General features: G+C 61.4%; 16 protein-coding genes. 12 read left to right on the top strand and 4 right to left on the bottom strand.

Going from position 1 to position 15494, the window contains the following annotated elements; translation table 11 throughout:
• Nucleotides 1-16 precede the first annotated feature (16 nt).
• Complete coding sequence (locus tag AACZ65_RS08805; protein WP_339669980.1) at nt 17-1666, bottom strand: electron transfer flavoprotein-ubiquinone oxidoreductase; 1650 nt, start codon at nt 1664-1666, stop codon at nt 17-19.
• A 278-nt stretch (nt 1667-1944) separates the two neighbouring features.
• Between AACZ65_RS08805 and greA the strand changes: the two genes are divergently transcribed.
• The 9 genes from greA to AACZ65_RS08760 all read left to right on the top strand — a co-directional run bounded on the left by greA (nt 1945) and on the right by AACZ65_RS08760 (nt 8271).
• The gene (greA, locus tag AACZ65_RS08800) at nt 1945-2415 is read left to right on the top strand and encodes a transcription elongation factor GreA (RefSeq protein ID WP_008281312.1); all 471 of its coding nucleotides are present in this window, start codon (nt 1945-1947) and stop codon (nt 2413-2415) included.
• A 14-nt stretch (nt 2416-2429) separates the two neighbouring features.
• Nucleotides 2430-3446, top strand: a complete 1017-nt coding sequence (locus AACZ65_RS08795) for a hypothetical protein (RefSeq protein ID WP_339669976.1) — start codon at nt 2430-2432, stop codon at nt 3444-3446.
• Between the two features lie 121 nt (nt 3447-3567).
• Nucleotides 3568-4023, top strand: coding sequence for a universal stress protein (locus tag AACZ65_RS08790; protein WP_008281314.1), 456 nt, complete (start codon nt 3568-3570; stop codon nt 4021-4023).
• 89 nt (nt 4024-4112) lie between these two features.
• On the top strand, nt 4113-4676 hold the full coding sequence (locus AACZ65_RS08785; RefSeq protein ID WP_296638291.1) for a NifU family protein: 564 nt from the start codon (nt 4113-4115) through the stop codon (nt 4674-4676).
• Nucleotides 4666-5244 (top strand): tRNA (adenosine(37)-N6)-threonylcarbamoyltransferase complex dimerization subunit type 1 TsaB, encoded by a 579-nt coding sequence (tsaB, locus tag AACZ65_RS08780; protein ID WP_339669967.1) that lies wholly within the window; start codon nt 4666-4668, stop codon nt 5242-5244. Before AACZ65_RS08785 ends, tsaB begins: the two co-directional genes overlap by 11 nt.
• Entirely contained in the window at nt 5234-5650 is a 417-nt protein-coding gene (locus tag AACZ65_RS08775; protein ID WP_339669965.1) for a GNAT family N-acetyltransferase, read from the top strand. The genes tsaB and AACZ65_RS08775 overlap by 11 nt, the downstream gene beginning before the upstream one ends.
• 108 nt (nt 5651-5758) lie before the next feature.
• Nucleotides 5759-6673, top strand: coding sequence for a sulfite exporter TauE/SafE family protein (locus AACZ65_RS08770; protein WP_037276565.1), 915 nt, complete (start codon nt 5759-5761; stop codon nt 6671-6673).
• On the top strand, nt 6673-7431 hold the full coding sequence (locus AACZ65_RS08765) for a TIGR02186 family protein (RefSeq protein WP_206018491.1): 759 nt from the start codon (nt 6673-6675) through the stop codon (nt 7429-7431). The genes AACZ65_RS08770 and AACZ65_RS08765 overlap by 1 nt, the downstream gene beginning before the upstream one ends.
• A 63-nt stretch (nt 7432-7494) precedes the next feature.
• Nucleotides 7495-8271, top strand: a complete 777-nt coding sequence (locus tag AACZ65_RS08760) for a transglutaminase family protein (protein ID WP_339669961.1) — start codon at nt 7495-7497, stop codon at nt 8269-8271.
• Nucleotides 8272-8275: 4 nt separating this feature from the next.
• Here AACZ65_RS08760 and AACZ65_RS08755 read toward each other — a convergent pair whose 3' ends face one another.
• On the bottom strand, nt 8276-8995 hold the full coding sequence (locus AACZ65_RS08755) for an SDR family oxidoreductase (RefSeq protein ID WP_339669960.1): 720 nt from the start codon (nt 8993-8995) through the stop codon (nt 8276-8278).
• On the bottom strand, nt 8992-10521 hold the full coding sequence (locus AACZ65_RS08750; RefSeq protein ID WP_339669958.1) for an AAA family ATPase: 1530 nt from the start codon (nt 10519-10521) through the stop codon (nt 8992-8994). The genes AACZ65_RS08755 and AACZ65_RS08750 overlap by 4 nt, the downstream gene beginning before the upstream one ends.
• A 155-nt stretch (nt 10522-10676) precedes the next feature.
• Between AACZ65_RS08750 and AACZ65_RS08745 the strand changes: the two genes are divergently transcribed.
• Nucleotides 10677-11486, top strand: a complete 810-nt coding sequence (locus tag AACZ65_RS08745; RefSeq protein ID WP_297539141.1) for a division plane positioning ATPase MipZ — start codon at nt 10677-10679, stop codon at nt 11484-11486.
• A 15-nt stretch (nt 11487-11501) separates the two neighbouring features.
• Here the strand turns inward: AACZ65_RS08745 and serB are convergent, their stop codons facing one another.
• Nucleotides 11502-12371 carry a phosphoserine phosphatase SerB gene (gene serB, locus AACZ65_RS08740; protein WP_339669956.1) on the bottom strand — a complete coding sequence of 290 codons (870 nt, stop codon included), beginning with the start codon at nt 12369-12371 and terminating at the stop codon, nt 11502-11504.
• Nucleotides 12372-12529: 158 nt separating this feature from the next.
• Here serB and AACZ65_RS08735 point away from each other — a divergent pair, with 158 nt between their 5' ends.
• The gene (locus AACZ65_RS08735) at nt 12530-13684 is read left to right on the top strand and encodes a phosphoserine transaminase (protein WP_339669955.1); all 1155 of its coding nucleotides are present in this window, start codon (nt 12530-12532) and stop codon (nt 13682-13684) included.
• An 86-nt stretch (nt 13685-13770) separates the two neighbouring features.
• Nucleotides 13771-15366 (top strand): phosphoglycerate dehydrogenase, encoded by a 1596-nt coding sequence (serA, locus tag AACZ65_RS08730; RefSeq protein ID WP_339669953.1) that lies wholly within the window; start codon nt 13771-13773, stop codon nt 15364-15366.
• The last annotated feature ends 128 nt before the right edge of the window (nt 15367-15494 follow it).

Below are 15494 nucleotides of genomic sequence, written 5' to 3'. Positions count from 1 at the left end.
GAACATCACGTTCTGCTTACATATTGGGATAGTTTGGCCCATCCCCACCCTGCGGCGTGACCCAGTTGATGTTCTGGCTCGGGTCCTTGATATCGCAGGTCTTGCAATGCACGCAGTTCTGAAAGTTGATGACGAAACGCGGGTCCTTGCCCTCTTCGCGAACCACCTCATAAACGCCCGCCGGGCAATAGCGCTGCGCGGGTTCGTCATATTTCGGCAGGTTCACGCCAATTGGCACCGATGAATCTTTCAAGTGCAGGTGCGCGGGCTGACTTTCCTCGTGATTGGTCATCGAGAAGCTGACATTGGTCAGCCGGTCAAAGCTCAGCTTTCCATCGGGTTTGGGATAGTCGATGGGCTTGTGTTTCGCTGCCGGTTCGGTCGCGGCGGCATCGGTCTTGCCATGGCTCAGCGTGCCCAGCAGGCTGAACCCGATGGTGTTGGTCCACATATCGAACCCACCAAGGCCGAGCGAGGCCAGAAGGCCATATTTCGACCAGAGCGGCTTGACGTTGCGGACCTTTTTGAGGTCCTTACCGATCGCACCGCTGCGCACTTCGGTCTCGTAATCGCTCAACTCATCGCTGGCGCGCCCTGCGGCCAGCGCGGCATGCGCCGCCTCTGCGGCGGCTTTGCCCGAGAGCATGGCGTTGTGGTTGCCCTTGATGCGCGGCACGTTGACCATGCCCACCGAGCACCCCAAGAGCGCCACGCCCGGAGCAACCATCTTGGGCATAGACTGATATCCGCCTTCGGAAATAGCGCGCGCGCCGTAGGCCACGCGCTTGCCGCCCTTGAGCAGATCGGCCACCATCGGATGATGCTTGAACCGCTGGAATTCCATATAGGGGAAAAGGTAGGGGTTTTTGTAGTTCAGGTGCACCACGAAACCCACATAGACCTGATTGTTCTCAAGGTGATAGATGAACGATCCGCCACCGGCGTTGCTGCCAAGCGGCCAGCCCATCGTATGCGTGACTGTGCCGGGACGATGCTTGGCGGGGTCGATCTCCCAGATCTCCTTCATGCCGAGGCCGAATTTCTGCGGCTCCTTGCCCTTGGAGAGATCGTATTTGGCGATGACCTCTTTTGCGAGCGAACCGCGCACCCCCTCGCTCAGGAACACGTATTTGCCGTGCAATTCCATCCCCGGCTCGTAATTCGGGCCGGGGGTGCCGTCTTCGTTCTTGCCGAACTCGCCAGCCACGACGCCCTTGACCTCGCCGTGCTCGCCAAAAACCAGCTCGGAACAGGACATACCCGGGAAGATCTCGACGCCCAGTTCCTCGGCCTGTTCGGCCATCCAACGACAGACATTGCCCATCGAGACGATGTAATTGCCGTGATTGTTCATCAGGGGGGGCATCGGCAAATTCGGCACCCGGATCTTGCCCGCCTCGCCCAGCATGTAAAAGTTGTCCTCGGTCACCGGCGTGTTGAGCGGCGCGCCGCGCTCTTTCCAATCCGGGATCAGCGCATCAAGACCGCAGGGATCCAGCACCGCGCCGGACAGGATATGCGCCCCCACCTCTGACCCCTTTTCAAGCACCACAACGGCGCAATCGGGATCAAGCCGCTTGAGGCGGATCGCCGCCGAGAGACCGGCCGGGCCCGCGCCCACGATCACAACGTCATATTCCATCGTCTCGCGTGTTGTCTCGGTCATCGTCCTCATCCTTTTCCCGGGGCGCGGCTATCAAGGCTTGTCGCGCAACAAAGTTGCGAGTGTGACTAGCCTGCGCATGTGTCAAGCGTCAATTGAAACACGACGTAAAACCAATTGGAAAACGGCAATTTGTCACGCGACAGCGGCCTAATCTCGCGCTCTCCGCGATCCGCTCTTGCAATCGGGCGCGCGCTTCGGGCAATCTGCTTCGAAATTCGAGATGTGATGTGACGGGGCCTGCTATCCAGCGGCCCCGCTTCTGACAATGGACGGTTGATATGGAAAAGATACCGATGACGGCTGGCGGCCATGCCGCGCTTGAGGTCGAGTTGAAGCAGCTGAAATCGGTCGAGCGACCGGCGATCATCCGTGCGATTGCCGAGGCGCGCGAGCATGGTGACCTGAGCGAGAATGCCGAGTATCATTCCGCCAAGGAGAAACAGTCCTTCATCGAAGGCCGCATCAAGGAACTCGAGGGTATCCTGAGCCTTGCCGAGGTGATCGACCCGGCCAAGCTGTCGGGCCCGATCAAGTTCGGCGCAACCGTGACGCTGGTGGACGAGGACTCCGGCGAAGAACGCACCTATCAGATCGTGGGCGAGCATGAGGCCAGCATCGAAAAAGGGCTTTTGAACATAAAATCGCCGATTGCCCGGGCGCTCATCGGCAAAGAAGAGGGCGATAGCGTCGAAGTGCGAACGCCCGGTGGTGATCGCGGCTATGAGGTGATAAAGGTCGCCTATATCTGATCAGGCACCCTATCATGCGCCCAGCCCGCACCGAAAATAGCCCCGCCACGGGGTTTGACTCAAAATCCGAAGCCGAAGGAGTCACCTCGATCGAATGGATTGCGGTGGCTCTTTCTGCGCTGTGGCTTTTAGGCTCAGCGGTGTTTTTTCTGGTTCTTACCCCACGAGAGGAAACTGGCGGCGGCGCGCTGCAATTCGTCATCGTTTTGATTGCGGTCTTCATGCCTGTGGCGATGATTTGGGTTGGGGCGACTGCCGCCCGCACCAGCCGCGTGATGCGCGAGGAGAGCCGCCGCCTGCGCGCGGCCATTGACGCAATCCGCGCGGCCTATGTTGCTCAGAGCCAGACGATTGGTCAAGCCGTGGACAAGACTGTCAGCCAAAAGCTCGACGAAATCGCCGCCGCTCAACGCAAAACCGAAACGGCATTGGCGACGTTTTCCTCGATCCGTGCGGGCATACCCGAACCGCGCCCGATACTGGCCCCGGTCCCCTCGCCCAGCGACCCCGGCGATCAGGTGTCGCTGCCGCTTGGTACCTCTGCCGAGGATATTCAGGCCCCACTCGAGCGCGCTGATTTTATTCGCGCTCTGAATTTCCCCGACAACCCCGAGGACAAGGTCGGCTTTGCCGCTCTGCGTCGCGCGCTCAAGGATCGGCCCACCGCTCAATTGATCCGCGCCTCACAGGATATCCTGACGTTGATGTCACATGATGGCATCTATATGGACGATCTGCGCCCCGATATGGCCCGCCCCGAGGTATGGCGCCGCTTTGCCGGGGGAGAGCGTGGTCGCACCATCGCCGCCTTGGGCGGTATCCGCGACCGCTCGTCTCTGGCGTTGACGGCGGCCCGAATGAAGCAGGACATGATCTTTCGCGATGCGGCGCATCATTTCCTGCGTCGCTTTGACAAGATGTTTACCCAGTTTGCCGAGACCGCGAGTGATGCCGAAATTTCGGAGCTTTCCGAAACCCGCACCGCCCGCGCCTTCATGCTCTTGGGCCGGGTCGCCGGAACCTTTGACTAATGCCGCCCCGGCTTCATCTGGCCTCAAATACCTCGGGGGGTCCGGGGGGCAGCGCCCCCCGACTCTGCGATTGCCCCGGCGAAAAATCCACGGCATGATGCGCGCCTGAGGAGATAGACCGATGCGCAAGTTTCTCGTCGTGCTGGATGACAGCCGCGAATGTCTCAATGCGATGCGCTTTGCCGCTATGCGCGCCGCCCACACCGGGGCCGGGGTGGAAATCCTCGCGGTGATCCCGCCCGAGGAATTCAACCACTGGATCGGGGTGGGTGACCTTATGCGCGAGGAACAGCGCGAGCGGATCGAGGCGCATTTCGAGGTCTTTGCCAAATGGATGCGCGACAAGCAGGGGATCAACCCGGAGCTGGTGATCCGCGAAGGTGATCCGGCGGTCGAGATCATCGCGCAGGTCCAGGATGACCCGGCGATCGGCGTGCTGGTTCTAGGGGCCGCCACTGGCAAGAAAGGCCCGGGCCCGCTGGTCACGCAACTGACCAAGACCGCCGGCACCCTGCCAATCCCCATTACCATCGTGCCAGGCGATCTGACCAAAGAAAGGCTCGAGGCCATCACCTGAGGTGCTTCCGCCCCAGTTTAGAATCGTTCCAATCCTTGACAGCACGGGGCGTCGGGCGCATATCTTGGGCAACCACGAAAGGGCGCGCCATGTTCATCCAGACCGAATCCACACCCAATCCCGCGACACTGAAATTCCTGCCCGGTCAGACCGTGCTCGAGGCTGGCACCGCAGATTTCCCGAGTGCCGAGAAATCCGGTAGCTCCCCGTTGGCTGAGCGTATTTTCCGCGTGCCGGGCGTTTCGGGTGTGTTTTTCGGCAATGATTTCGTCACCGTAACCAAAGGTGAGGCGATCGAATGGGACCATATCAAACCCGCTATTCTGGGTGCGATCATGGAACATTACCAATCCGGTCAGCCGGTCATGCTGGGCGAGGGCGGCGGTGCGTCGGGTCATGCCGAACACAGCGGCGAGGATTCGGTGATCGTGAACCAGATCAAGGAATTGCTCGACACCCGCGTGCGCCCGGCCGTGGCGCAGGATGGGGGCGACATTACCTTTCACGGCTTTGACCGCGGTGTCGTCTATCTTCACATGCAGGGTGCTTGTGCGGGTTGTCCGTCTTCGACCATCACGCTCAAGATGGGAATCGAGAACCTGCTGCGCCATTACATCCCCGAGGTGACAGAGGTGCGTCCTGTTGGTCTCTGAGCCACTGATCCTGGCGTTTGACACATCGGCCGCGCATTGCGCGGCCGCTTTGTTGCGGGGGAATCAGGTCTTGGTTGCGCGTACCGAAGTGATGGGGCGCGGACAGGCCGAACGCCTCATGCCTCTGTTGCAGGAGATTCTGGATCAGGCCGGGATCACATGGTCCGACCTTGACCGTATCGGTGTGGGAGTCGGTCCCGGAAATTTCACTGGCATTCGAATTTCCGTGGCGACCGCACGGGGTCTGGCCCTCAGCCTTGGGATTCCGACAATCGGAATCAGCACGCTTGACGCAATCCGCGCACAGGGGGGCACGGGGACGCCCTGCGTGCCAGCGCCTCGTGACATGGCCTATATCCAGACCGGCAAGGATGTGCCGGAACTGGTGGAGATCGCCACTGTCGCCGATCCTGTCCTGCCGCCCGATCCCGCCCACCTGGCTGAACTGATGGCGTGTCTGGCCGTTCAGGCACCGCAGGAAAGCCCGCCGCCTGCGCCGCTTTATGTGCGCCCCGCCGATGCCGCCCCCGCGCGCGATTTGCCGCCAGTGGTTCTTGATGACGCCTGAAGCCCTCGCCACCTGCCACGCCCGCGCCTTTGCCAATTCGGGCCGCGCCTGGTCTGCCGAGGAATTCGCGACGCTTCTGGACAGTGCCTTCGTTTTTGCCGTGGGCGACGCGCGGGCGTTCATTCTTGGTCGTGTGATCGCGGACGAGGCCGAAGTGCTGACGCTCGCCACCGACCCCGATCATCGGCGCAAAGGTCTGGCGCGGGCCTGTCTGAGCGCCTTTGAGGCACGCGCGCGGGCACGCGGCGCAATCACGGCTTTTCTCGAGGTGGCCGAGGACAATGCTCCCGCATTGGCGCTCTATCGCGCCGCAGGCTATCGGGAAACCGCGCGCCGCGCCGGATATTATGCCCGCAACCAAGGGCCCAAGGTCGCCGCCTTGATCCTGAGCAAAACGCTGGTCTGATGAGAATGGCCCTGAGATAGGTCCAGTTGCAAGAAAATCATCAGACCTGCACGGCTCTGCACGCCCCCCGCCCTTGCAAAGCGACAGGACATGGGGCTAGGAATTGCCATGCAGATTTACCTCCCCATAGCCGAGGTGTCGGTCAACGCCTTTCTCCTTTTGGGGTTGGGCGGTCTTGTGGGGATTCTCTCGGGCATGTTCGGGGTGGGCGGAGGTTTCATTCTCACGCCGCTTCTGTTTCTTGTCGGTATCCCGCCTGCTGTTGCGGTGGCCACGGGGGCCAATCAGATCATGGCCGCCTCCTTTTCTGCCGTGCTGGCACATTTCAGGCGCAAGACTGTCGATCTCGAGATGGGAACAGTGCTGCTCATAGGCGGCCTTATCGGGGCTGCCCTCGGGGTGATGGTGTTCAACTATCTCAAGTCGTTGGGCCAAGTCGATCTGCTGGTCACTCTGTGCTATGTGGTCTTTCTGGGCGTCATCGGCGGCATGATGTTTTTCGAGAGCCTGCGCGCCATCCGCAACACCCGGCGCGGTGTGCCCCCTAAGCGCAAGAAGCACGGCTGGGTGCATCGCCTGCCGTTCAAGATGCGGTTTCGGACCAGCGGCCTCTATATCTCGGTGATCCCGCCGCTTCTGGTGGGGACCAGTGTGGGTGTTCTGGCGGCAATCATGGGTGTCGGTGGCGGGTTCATCATGGTGCCCGCGATGATCTATATCCTGGGGATGCCGACCAAAGTGGTCGTGGGCACCTCGCTCTTTCAGATCATATTCGTGACGGCCTTTACCACGCTCCTGCATGCGACGACCAATTACACGGTGGATATTGCACTCGCTGTGCTCTTGCTGGTGGGAGGCGTGATCGGCGCGCAGTTTGGCACGTCGATCGGTACCCGGATGAAGGCCGAGCAATTGCGCATCCTCCTTGCGATCATGGTTCTCGCGGTCTGTGGCAAGCTGGCCTTGGATCTCTTGATCACGCCATCGGAACTCTACTCGCTTGGTGCGGGCGAGGGCGCATGATGCTCTGGCGTCTGGTGCTCTTGCTTTGCTTCGCCGCCCTGCCACTCCGTGCCGAAGAGGTCGTGTTGGGCTTGAGCAAGGACAAGGTCGCCATCACCGCTACATTTGAGGGTTCCGAGATCCTGATCTTTGGCGCGGTCAAGCGGGAAGAGCCGATTCCCGATGTTCCGCTGGACGTCGTCATCGCCGTCGCAGGGCCGTCAGAGCCCGTCACCGTGCGGCGCAAGGACCGTCGCTTTGGGATATGGGTCAATACCGATGTGGTTGTTCTTGATTCTGCGCCCAGTTTTTATGCCGTGGCCACGACGGGCCCGCTGGACAAGGTCATGTCCGATACCGAGGATCTGCGTCATCGCGTCTCGATCCCGCGCGCGATCCGGTCCGTGGGCGCGGCCAGCATGGCCGAGGATGCCGAGCGGTTCACGGACGCCCTGATCCGCATCCGGCGCGATCAAGGGGCCTATGCCATGCGCGAAGGCGCCGTGGTGCTGGATCAGGAAACGCTCTTTCGCGGCGCGATCCAACTCCCGGCCAATCTGACCGAAGGTGAGTATCTGACCAGGATATTCCTGACCCGAGAGGGGCGCGTGGTGTCACAACTTGAGACAGTGATCGACGTCCAGAAAGTGGGGTTGGAACGCTGGCTCTACACCCTGTCGCGCCAGCAGCCGCTGGTTTACGGCTTGATGTCTCTGGCTATTGCCATCGCGGCGGGCTGGGGCGCGTCGGCGGCGTTTCAAGCGATGCGGCGCGGCTGATGCTGCCGTGGGCCGCGTGCCCTGCCGCCCATGCCCAAACCCTTTGACCACGATAGAGAGCCCATGCGCCTGAACATCGACGTGACCATGGATTATCAACTGACAGGGCATGACACCGTGCTCCTGACGCTGGAGGCGGCCCAGACCGATGGGCAAGTCGTGATCGAAAGCAAGCTCGAGGTTGAGGGTGCCGATCTGCGTTGGATCGATGTCGAGGGTATGCCGGGGCGGCGGGTCTGGGCGCATGTGACCAGCGACCGGATGAAGCTGCGGTATCGGGCCTTGGTCGAGGTGACGCGCGCGGAGGTCGCGTTAGAGCGGCTCGCAGGGACGCCGATGCGCGACCTGCCCGGCGACGTGGTCAGCTACCTGCGTCCCTCTAGGTTTTGCCAATCCGATCTCTTGACCGAATATGCGGCGCAGCAGTTTCGCGGTTTGGACGGCGGCGCGCGTATTGCGGCGATTATGGACTGGGCCCGGTCCGAGATCAGCTATGTGCCCGGCTCATCCAGTGCCACAACCTCAGCGGTGGACAGTTTCGTCGCCCGCCGGGGCGTGTGCCGTGACTACGCCCACCTCGTCTGCAGCCTAGCACGCGCGGGCAATATTCCGGCGCGCTACACCTCGGTCTATGGGGCTGACGTGGACCCGCCGGATTTTCACGCGGTGGCCGAGGTGTGGCTTGAGGGGGCGTGGCACCTTGTCGATGCCACCGGCATGAGCCACGCCGCCGACATGGTGGTGATCGGCTCGGGTCGGGACGCAAGCGATGTTGCCTTTATGGAAACCGAAGAGTGGGCGCGCCCACTCTGGCAAAAGGTCGACGTGCGGCGGATGTGATCCTTTAACCTCGCCCGATATAGGGCATCTTCGTCGCCATCAGCGTCATGAACTGCACATTCGCCTCGAGCGGTAACTCTGCCATGTGCAGCACCGATGCGCCCACATGCGCGACGTCCATCGTGGGAGGGGGTGCATCAGGATTTGCGGCGATGATCCCTTCCAGCAATTCGGTGCGGGCGTTGCCGATGTCGATCTGGCTGCACGCGATGTCATAGGGGCGGCCATCAAGGCTGAGTGTCTTGGTCAAGCCGGTGATTGCATGTTTGGTGGTGGTATAGGCCACCGAACCGGGGCGCGGCGCATGTGCGGAAATCGAGCCATTGTTGATGATCCGCCCCCCCATCGGGGATTGATTGCGCATTTGGGCAAAGGCAGCCCGCGCACAGAGAAACATGCCATGCAGGTTCACATCCACGACCCGGCGCCATTCCTCATAGCTCAACTCGTCGATCATCGCGGCGCGACCAAAACTGCCGGCGTTGTTGAAGAGCACGTCAAGCCGACCGGCGCGGGCGATGAAATCCTCGAACACCCGCACCACATCGCCAGGGTCCGTGACATCGCCCGGCAGGATCACGGCGTTTTCATACCCGTTGGCCACCGCCTCGAGCGTCTCGGCGCGTCGCGCCATCAGCCCCACATGCCATCCAGCCTCCAGAAAGGCACGCGCGCAGGCGGCCCCGATACCGGCGCTCGCCCCGGTGATCAGCACGGTTTTCATGTCTCTTCCTCCTGTTCGAGTTGCAGAGGTGCAGGCCCTCCGCGCAAATCATCGACCGTGAGCGGTGCCGTCGGTTTGGACAGTCGGTTGCGCACGATCCAGTGCAGGCGCTCTTCGGCGCGGGTGATCGCAACATAGGCCAGCCTTTTCCAGAGGGGTTGGCCCGCCTCTGACCGGCCCATCTGCGCGGCGGCATAGATGTCTGGGGCGAACACCTGTACATCGGACCATTGGCTTCCTTGCGCCTTGTGGATTGTCACTGCTGCGCCATGCAAAAAGGTGGCCCCCATGTTTGCGGCAAAGGGGATGAACGGCTCTTCCTCATCCGGCTTTTCGATCTTGACGATGGAAGCGGCCGAGATTTGCGGGTCTTCGGCCCCGATCACATGCAGACGCGAAAAGCCGGGTTTGCGCCCCGGCCCCAGGTAAACCACCTGCGCCCCCTTGATCAGCCCGCGCGCCTCGAGATCAAGCCGCTTCTTGCGATGCTTGAGCGGCAGTTCGATTCCGTCGCAGATCAGCGGCTCGCCTGGCAAGAGCGCGGTTTCGGGCGCGCCATGCACGGCACGAAAGGCATTGATCAGGCGGATGCGCGTGGCATTGCGCCAAACCAGAACCGGTGATCGCGCCATCAGATCGACCTCAACCCGCTCGGCCCATCTTACCCGCTCATCCTTTCGCGCTGCGTCCTCGATCATCCGCTCGAAATGGTGAAATTCCAGCGCAGGATCGGCGAGGGCGTGGGCCAGATCAAGGATCGGGTTATCCGCGTCCTGCCGATGAATACGGCTTAGCTCCAGCCGCGCAGGAGAGGGCAAGGTTTCAAACACCATCCCGCCCGTAGATTTGACAGGCGGCAATTGTGCCGGATCGCCAAAGAGCAGAAGGGTCGGGAAAATCTCTTGCAGGTCTTCGAACTGCTGTGCGTCAAGCATGCTTGCTTCATCGACAAAGCCAATATCCAGCGGCTCTTCACGGCGCTTCCAGCCGGTGATGAAATCCGACCCGCGCAGGCCAGCCGCCGCGAGCGCGCCGGGAATGGATTTGTTGCTCTGATAAAACGCAAAGGCTCGGTCGAGCGCCAGATCTGTCAACCCCTCGATCTCGGGGCGTTCACCCTGACCGGCCAGCCATTCGGCGATCTTCTCGTACTCCGGGTGATAGACTGGGGTGTAGAGGATGCGGTGGATGGTGGTGGCCGGCACGCCACGCATGCGCAATACGCTCGCCGCCTTGTTGGTGGGGGCAAGAATGGCCAGGGTGCGTTTGTCCCGGCGTTTGCGGCTTTCGTAATCGCCCGAAACGATCTCGACGCCGGCCTCCTCCAGCGCGCGGTAGAGGGCCGCCAAGAGCAGCGTCTTGCCAGATCCCGCCTTGCCGGTAACAGCCAGAACCACACGCTTGCCTTCGCGTGGCGGTGTCAACATAACGGTGTCGATATCCACGCCAACACCGCGCAGCGCCGCGGCGATACGATCGTGCGCCTCGGCCTGATCGGGCGAATAGGTCAGTGCGGTTTGCGTCATGGCGCGACCCTAGCCTTGGTGTGCGGCAGGTGCCAGAGCCAAAGGCGCTTGACCAGCCGGCGCGCACTTCCCTATTGCAGCGCAGCCGGGTAATGTCCGGCAAAAAGACCGGGGGCGGCAACGATCCGCACCTCGCGACCAAGGGGAAATGGACTATGGCGCATATCATCGTCGTCGGCAATGAAAAGGGCGGCGCGGGCAAATCGACCGTGTCGATGCATGTGGCGACGGCTCTGGCCCGGATGGGCCACAAGACCAGCGCGCTTGATCTCGATTTGCGCCAGCGTACCTTTGGGCGCTACGCCGAAAACCGCGCCAAGTTCATGGCGGCGTCTGGCCTCGACCTGCCCAGCCCACGGTATCACGAATTGCCCGAAGTGGCCGCGGATCAGCTCAAGCCGGGCGAGAATGTCTATGATCGGCGCCTCTCGGCGGCGGTGGCGGAACTGGAGGCGGACAGCGATTTCATCGTGATCGACTGTCCCGGTTCGCACACCCGACTGAGCCAGGTGGCCCATAGCCTCGCCGATACGCTGGTCACACCGCTCAATGACAGTTTCATCGACTTTGACCTGCTGGCCCGGATCGACAGCGACGGCAAGAAGATCCTTGGCCCCTCGGTCTATTCCGAAATGGTCTGGAGCGCGCGACAACTGCGGGCGCAAGCCGGATTGCGCGCGATTGACTGGGTCGTGGTGCGCAACCGTCTTGGCGCGCAACAGATGGTCAACAAGAAGAAGATGGGCGATGCCGTCGATAACCTTGCCAAGCGGATCGGTTTTCGCGTGGCGCCAGGGTTCAACGAGCGGGTGATCTTTCGCGAATTGTTCCCGCGCGGCCTGACCTTGCTTGACCTCAAGGATATTGGCGTGAAGGGTCTCAATATCTCGAACATCGCCGCGCGTCAGGAATTGCGCGAATTGATCAAGGCACTGAACCTGCCGGGTGTGACCGCCAATTTCTAATCCTCTGCGTGGGGCTCAGGTCTCGAACTGATCCCGGGCATAGCCTTGGAGATAGAGCAGCGCTGTCAGGTCGCCGTGATTGATGCGGATGTCGCATTGGGCGGCAACGCTTGGCTTGGCATGAAGCGCCACGCCCGCGCCCGCACGGCCCAGCATGCCCAGATCATTGGCCCCATCCCCGACCGCGAGAACGTCGGCTTCTGTGATCCCCAGCCGTGCGCTGATCTCTTCCAGCGCCTGCACCTTGGCCGCGCGCCCCAGAATGGGCCGGGCAACATCACCCAGCAGACGCCCATTCTCGGCCAAAAGCGTATTGGCGCGGTTTTCGTCAAATCCGAGATGCGCAGCGACAGAGGCTGTAAAGGCGGTGAACCCGCCCGAGACCAGCGCGCAATAGGCACCGTTGGCCCGCATCGTGGCCACCAAGGCAGCGCCGCCGGGCATATAGGTAATCCGGTTTGTCAGGACCTCGCCAATCACCGTTTCGGGCAAATCCCGCAGCAGCGCAACGCGTTCGATCAGCGCGCCCTCGAAATCCAGCTCGCCATTCATCGCCCGCGCGGTGATGGCGCGGACATGGGCGCCCACACCCGCAACCTCGGCCAGCTCGTCGATGCATTCCTGCTGGATCATGGTGCTGTCCATATCCGCGAGCAGCATCTTCTTGCGCCGCCCCTCGGCGGGCTGGACCACCAGATCGACGCGCATGTTCTGCAACTCGGCCCAGACCTCCCACCGGTTGCTAGGCAGATCGGGTAAGTTGAACTCTGCCGCCTCGTCGGGGGCTAGCCATTGCAAAACGCCGCCGCCCCAAGCGTTGCGCAACGCCTCGGCCAGAGCGGGTTGCAGCGCGCCGGGTGCGGCGATCAAGGTGGTGGTGAACATGGGGCAAGTTTCCGATCGTAGGCGCGCGGTGTCGCAATTTCTCACTCAAGCGGCGTTCTAGCGTCATTTCTGCGCTTGCGAAAGACCCCGGTTGCCCGTAATCCGGTCCGTGGGACACCCCTCCCCAACGAGGGGCGCTTATCTGAGAGGGTAGCTAAATGGCTATTGAAGCACCGGCGACGCGGCCGGCAAATCCGCGTTTTTCCTCTGGCCCCTGTGCCAAGATCCCCACATTCACGCTCGACATGCTGTCTGACGCCCCTCTGGGCCGCAGCCACCGTGCTGCCGTGGGCAAGGCCAAGCTGAAGGCCGCAATCGAGAATACGCGCGCCATTCTGGGCGTGCCTGCCGATTACAAGATCGGCATCGTGCCCGCCTCTGACACCGGCGCCGTGGAAATGGCGATGTGGAGCCTCTTGGGGGCGCGGCCGGTCGAGATGCTGGCGTGGGAGAGTTTCGGCGCAGGCTGGGTCTCGGACGTGGTCAAGCAACTCAAGCTCGACGCGGTGGTTAAGACCGCCGAATATGGGCAGATCGTCGATCTGGCCTCGGTCGATACCGACAAGGATGTGGTTTTTACCTGGAACGGCACCACCTCTGGCGTGCGCGTGCCGAATGGCGACTGGATCAAGGCGGATCGTAAGGGTCTGACGATCTGTGACGCGACCAGCGCGGCCTTTGCGCAGGATCTGCCCTGGGACAAGCTCGATGTGACGACGTTCTCTTGGCAAAAGGTGCTGGGGGGCGAGGCGGCGCATGGTATGCTGATCCTTAGCCCGCGCGCTGTGGAGCGGCTCGAAAGCTATACCCCCGCATGGCCCCTGCCCAAAATTTTCCGCCTGACCAAGGGTGGCAAGCTGATCGACGGCATCTTTGTCGGCGAGACCATCAACACGCCTTCGATGCTGGCGGTCGAGGATTACCTTGTTGCGCTCGATTGGGCGGCTTCGGTGGGCGGCATGGCCGGTCTGCAAGCGCGCGCCAATGCCAATCTGGCGGCGGTCGAGGAATTCGTGGCGCAGAATGATTGGCTGGCGTTTCTCGCGGCTGATCCGGCGATCCGCTCGAATACATCGGTGTGTTTGACCTTTGAGGATGCCCGGATCACCGATGGCGCCGCGTTCGCCAAGGCGGTTGCCAAGCGGCTGGAAACAGCGGGTGTGGCTTATGACATCGGCGCCTATCGAGATGCGCCCGCTGGTCTGCGCATCTGGTGTGGTGGCACGATCGAGACCGCTGATGTCGCGGCCCTCATGCCGTGGATCAAATGGGCGTTCGAGACCGAGATCGCAGCGCTGTCCGTATCAGCCTGATCCCGATTTCTTGAAAAGAAATCGGTCCGGAGTCTTTCAAAGACTCCGGGCCCCTCCCCCAAAGTTTTCATAAAAGGACCAGACAGATGGCCCCCAAGGTTCTCGTATCCGACAAACTCTCTGAAACCGCCGTCCAGATCTTTCGTGATCGGGGCATCGAGGTGGATTTTCGCCCGGAACTGGGCAAGGACAAGGAAAAACTCGCCGAAGTGATCGGTGACTATGATGGCCTCGCCATCCGCTCCGCGACCAAGGTCACGGAGAAAATCCTTGCCAATGCCCATAAACTCAAGGTGATCGCGCGCGCCGGTATCGGCACCGACAACATCGACAAGGAAGCCGCCTCGAAGAAGGGCGTGATCGTGATGAACACGCCCTTTGGCAACATGATCACGACCGCCGAGCACGCGATTGCGATGATGTTCGCCGTCGCACGCCAACTGCCCGAGGCCTCTGCCTCGACCCATGCTGGCAAATGGGAAAAGAACGCGTTCATGGGCGTTGAGCTTTTCAACAAGACCCTTGGGGTGATTGGCGCAGGCAATATCGGTGGCATCGTCTGTGACCGGGCGCGCGGCCTCAAGATGAAGGTGATCGCCTACGATCCCTTCCTTGGTCAGGAAAAGGCCGACAAGATGGGCGTGGAAAAGGTCGAGCTTGAGGAATTGCTTAAGCGGTCCGATTTCATCACGCTGCATGTGCCGTTGACCGATCAGACCCGTAATATCCTCAGCCGCGAAAACCTGGAGAAAACCAAGAAGGGCGTGCGCATCATCAACTGCGCGCGTGGCGGTCTGGTGGATGAGCAGGCGCTCGCGGACCTCCTGAAATCCGGCCATGTTGCGGGCGCGGGCTTTGATGTGTTCACCGAGGAACCGGCGGTGGAAAACCCGCTCTTTGGCCTGCCTAATGTGGTCTGCACGCCGCATCTTGGGGCTGCCACGACAGAGGCGCAGGAAAATGTTGCCTTGCAGGTGGCGGAACAGATGTCCGATTACCTTCTGACCGGGGCTGTCACCAATGCCCTCAACATGCCGTCGGTCACGGCAGAAGAGGCCAAGGTGATGGGGCCGTGGATCAAGCTGGCGGATCACTTGGGCAATTTCATCGGCCAGATGACCGATGAGCCGATCAAGGCCATCAACATCCTCTACGATGGTGTCGTTTCCGAGATGAACCTTGGCGCGCTCACCTCCGCCGCGGTGGCGGGGATCATGAAATCGGTCAACCCCGAGGTCAACATGGTCTCGGCCCCCGTCGTGGCCAAGGAACGCGGTGTCAAGATCAGCACCACCAAGCAGGACAAATCCGGCGCGTTTGAAGGCTATATCAAGATCACCGTGGTCACGGACAAGCGCGAGCGCTCGATCGGCGGCACGGTGTTCTCGGATGGCAAGCCGCGTTTCATTCAGATCAAGGGGATCAACATCGACGCCGAAATCGGTCGTCACATGCTCTATACCACCAACGAGGATGTGCCGGGCATTATTGGTACGCTTGGTCAGACGATGGGCGATCATGGCGTCAATATCGCCAACTTTACCCTCGGGCGCGCCGATGCGGGCGGTGAGGCGATTGCGCTTCTTTATGTTGATGCCCCGGTGCCCTCTGAGGCGATCAAGGCATTGCATGACACGGGAAAGTTCCAGCAAATTCGCGAGTTGAAATTCGACGTGAGCTGACGCCCCACCCAGACTTGGCTTAGGGCCCTATTTCTACCGATTGACCGCCGTCCTGCATGCGCAGGGCGGCGGCTTTCTGTCTTGCTGAAGTTTTGGGTAAAAATTTCTTGATAGCGCCTTTCGCCGCT

The sequence above is a fragment of the uncultured Roseovarius sp. genome, from assembly GCF_963972555.1.
GTDB lineage: Bacteria > Pseudomonadota > Alphaproteobacteria > Rhodobacterales > Rhodobacteraceae > Roseovarius > Roseovarius mucosus.
The sequence above is the reverse complement of the archived record's forward strand: the minus strand, read 5'-3'. Positions and strand labels throughout refer to the sequence as shown.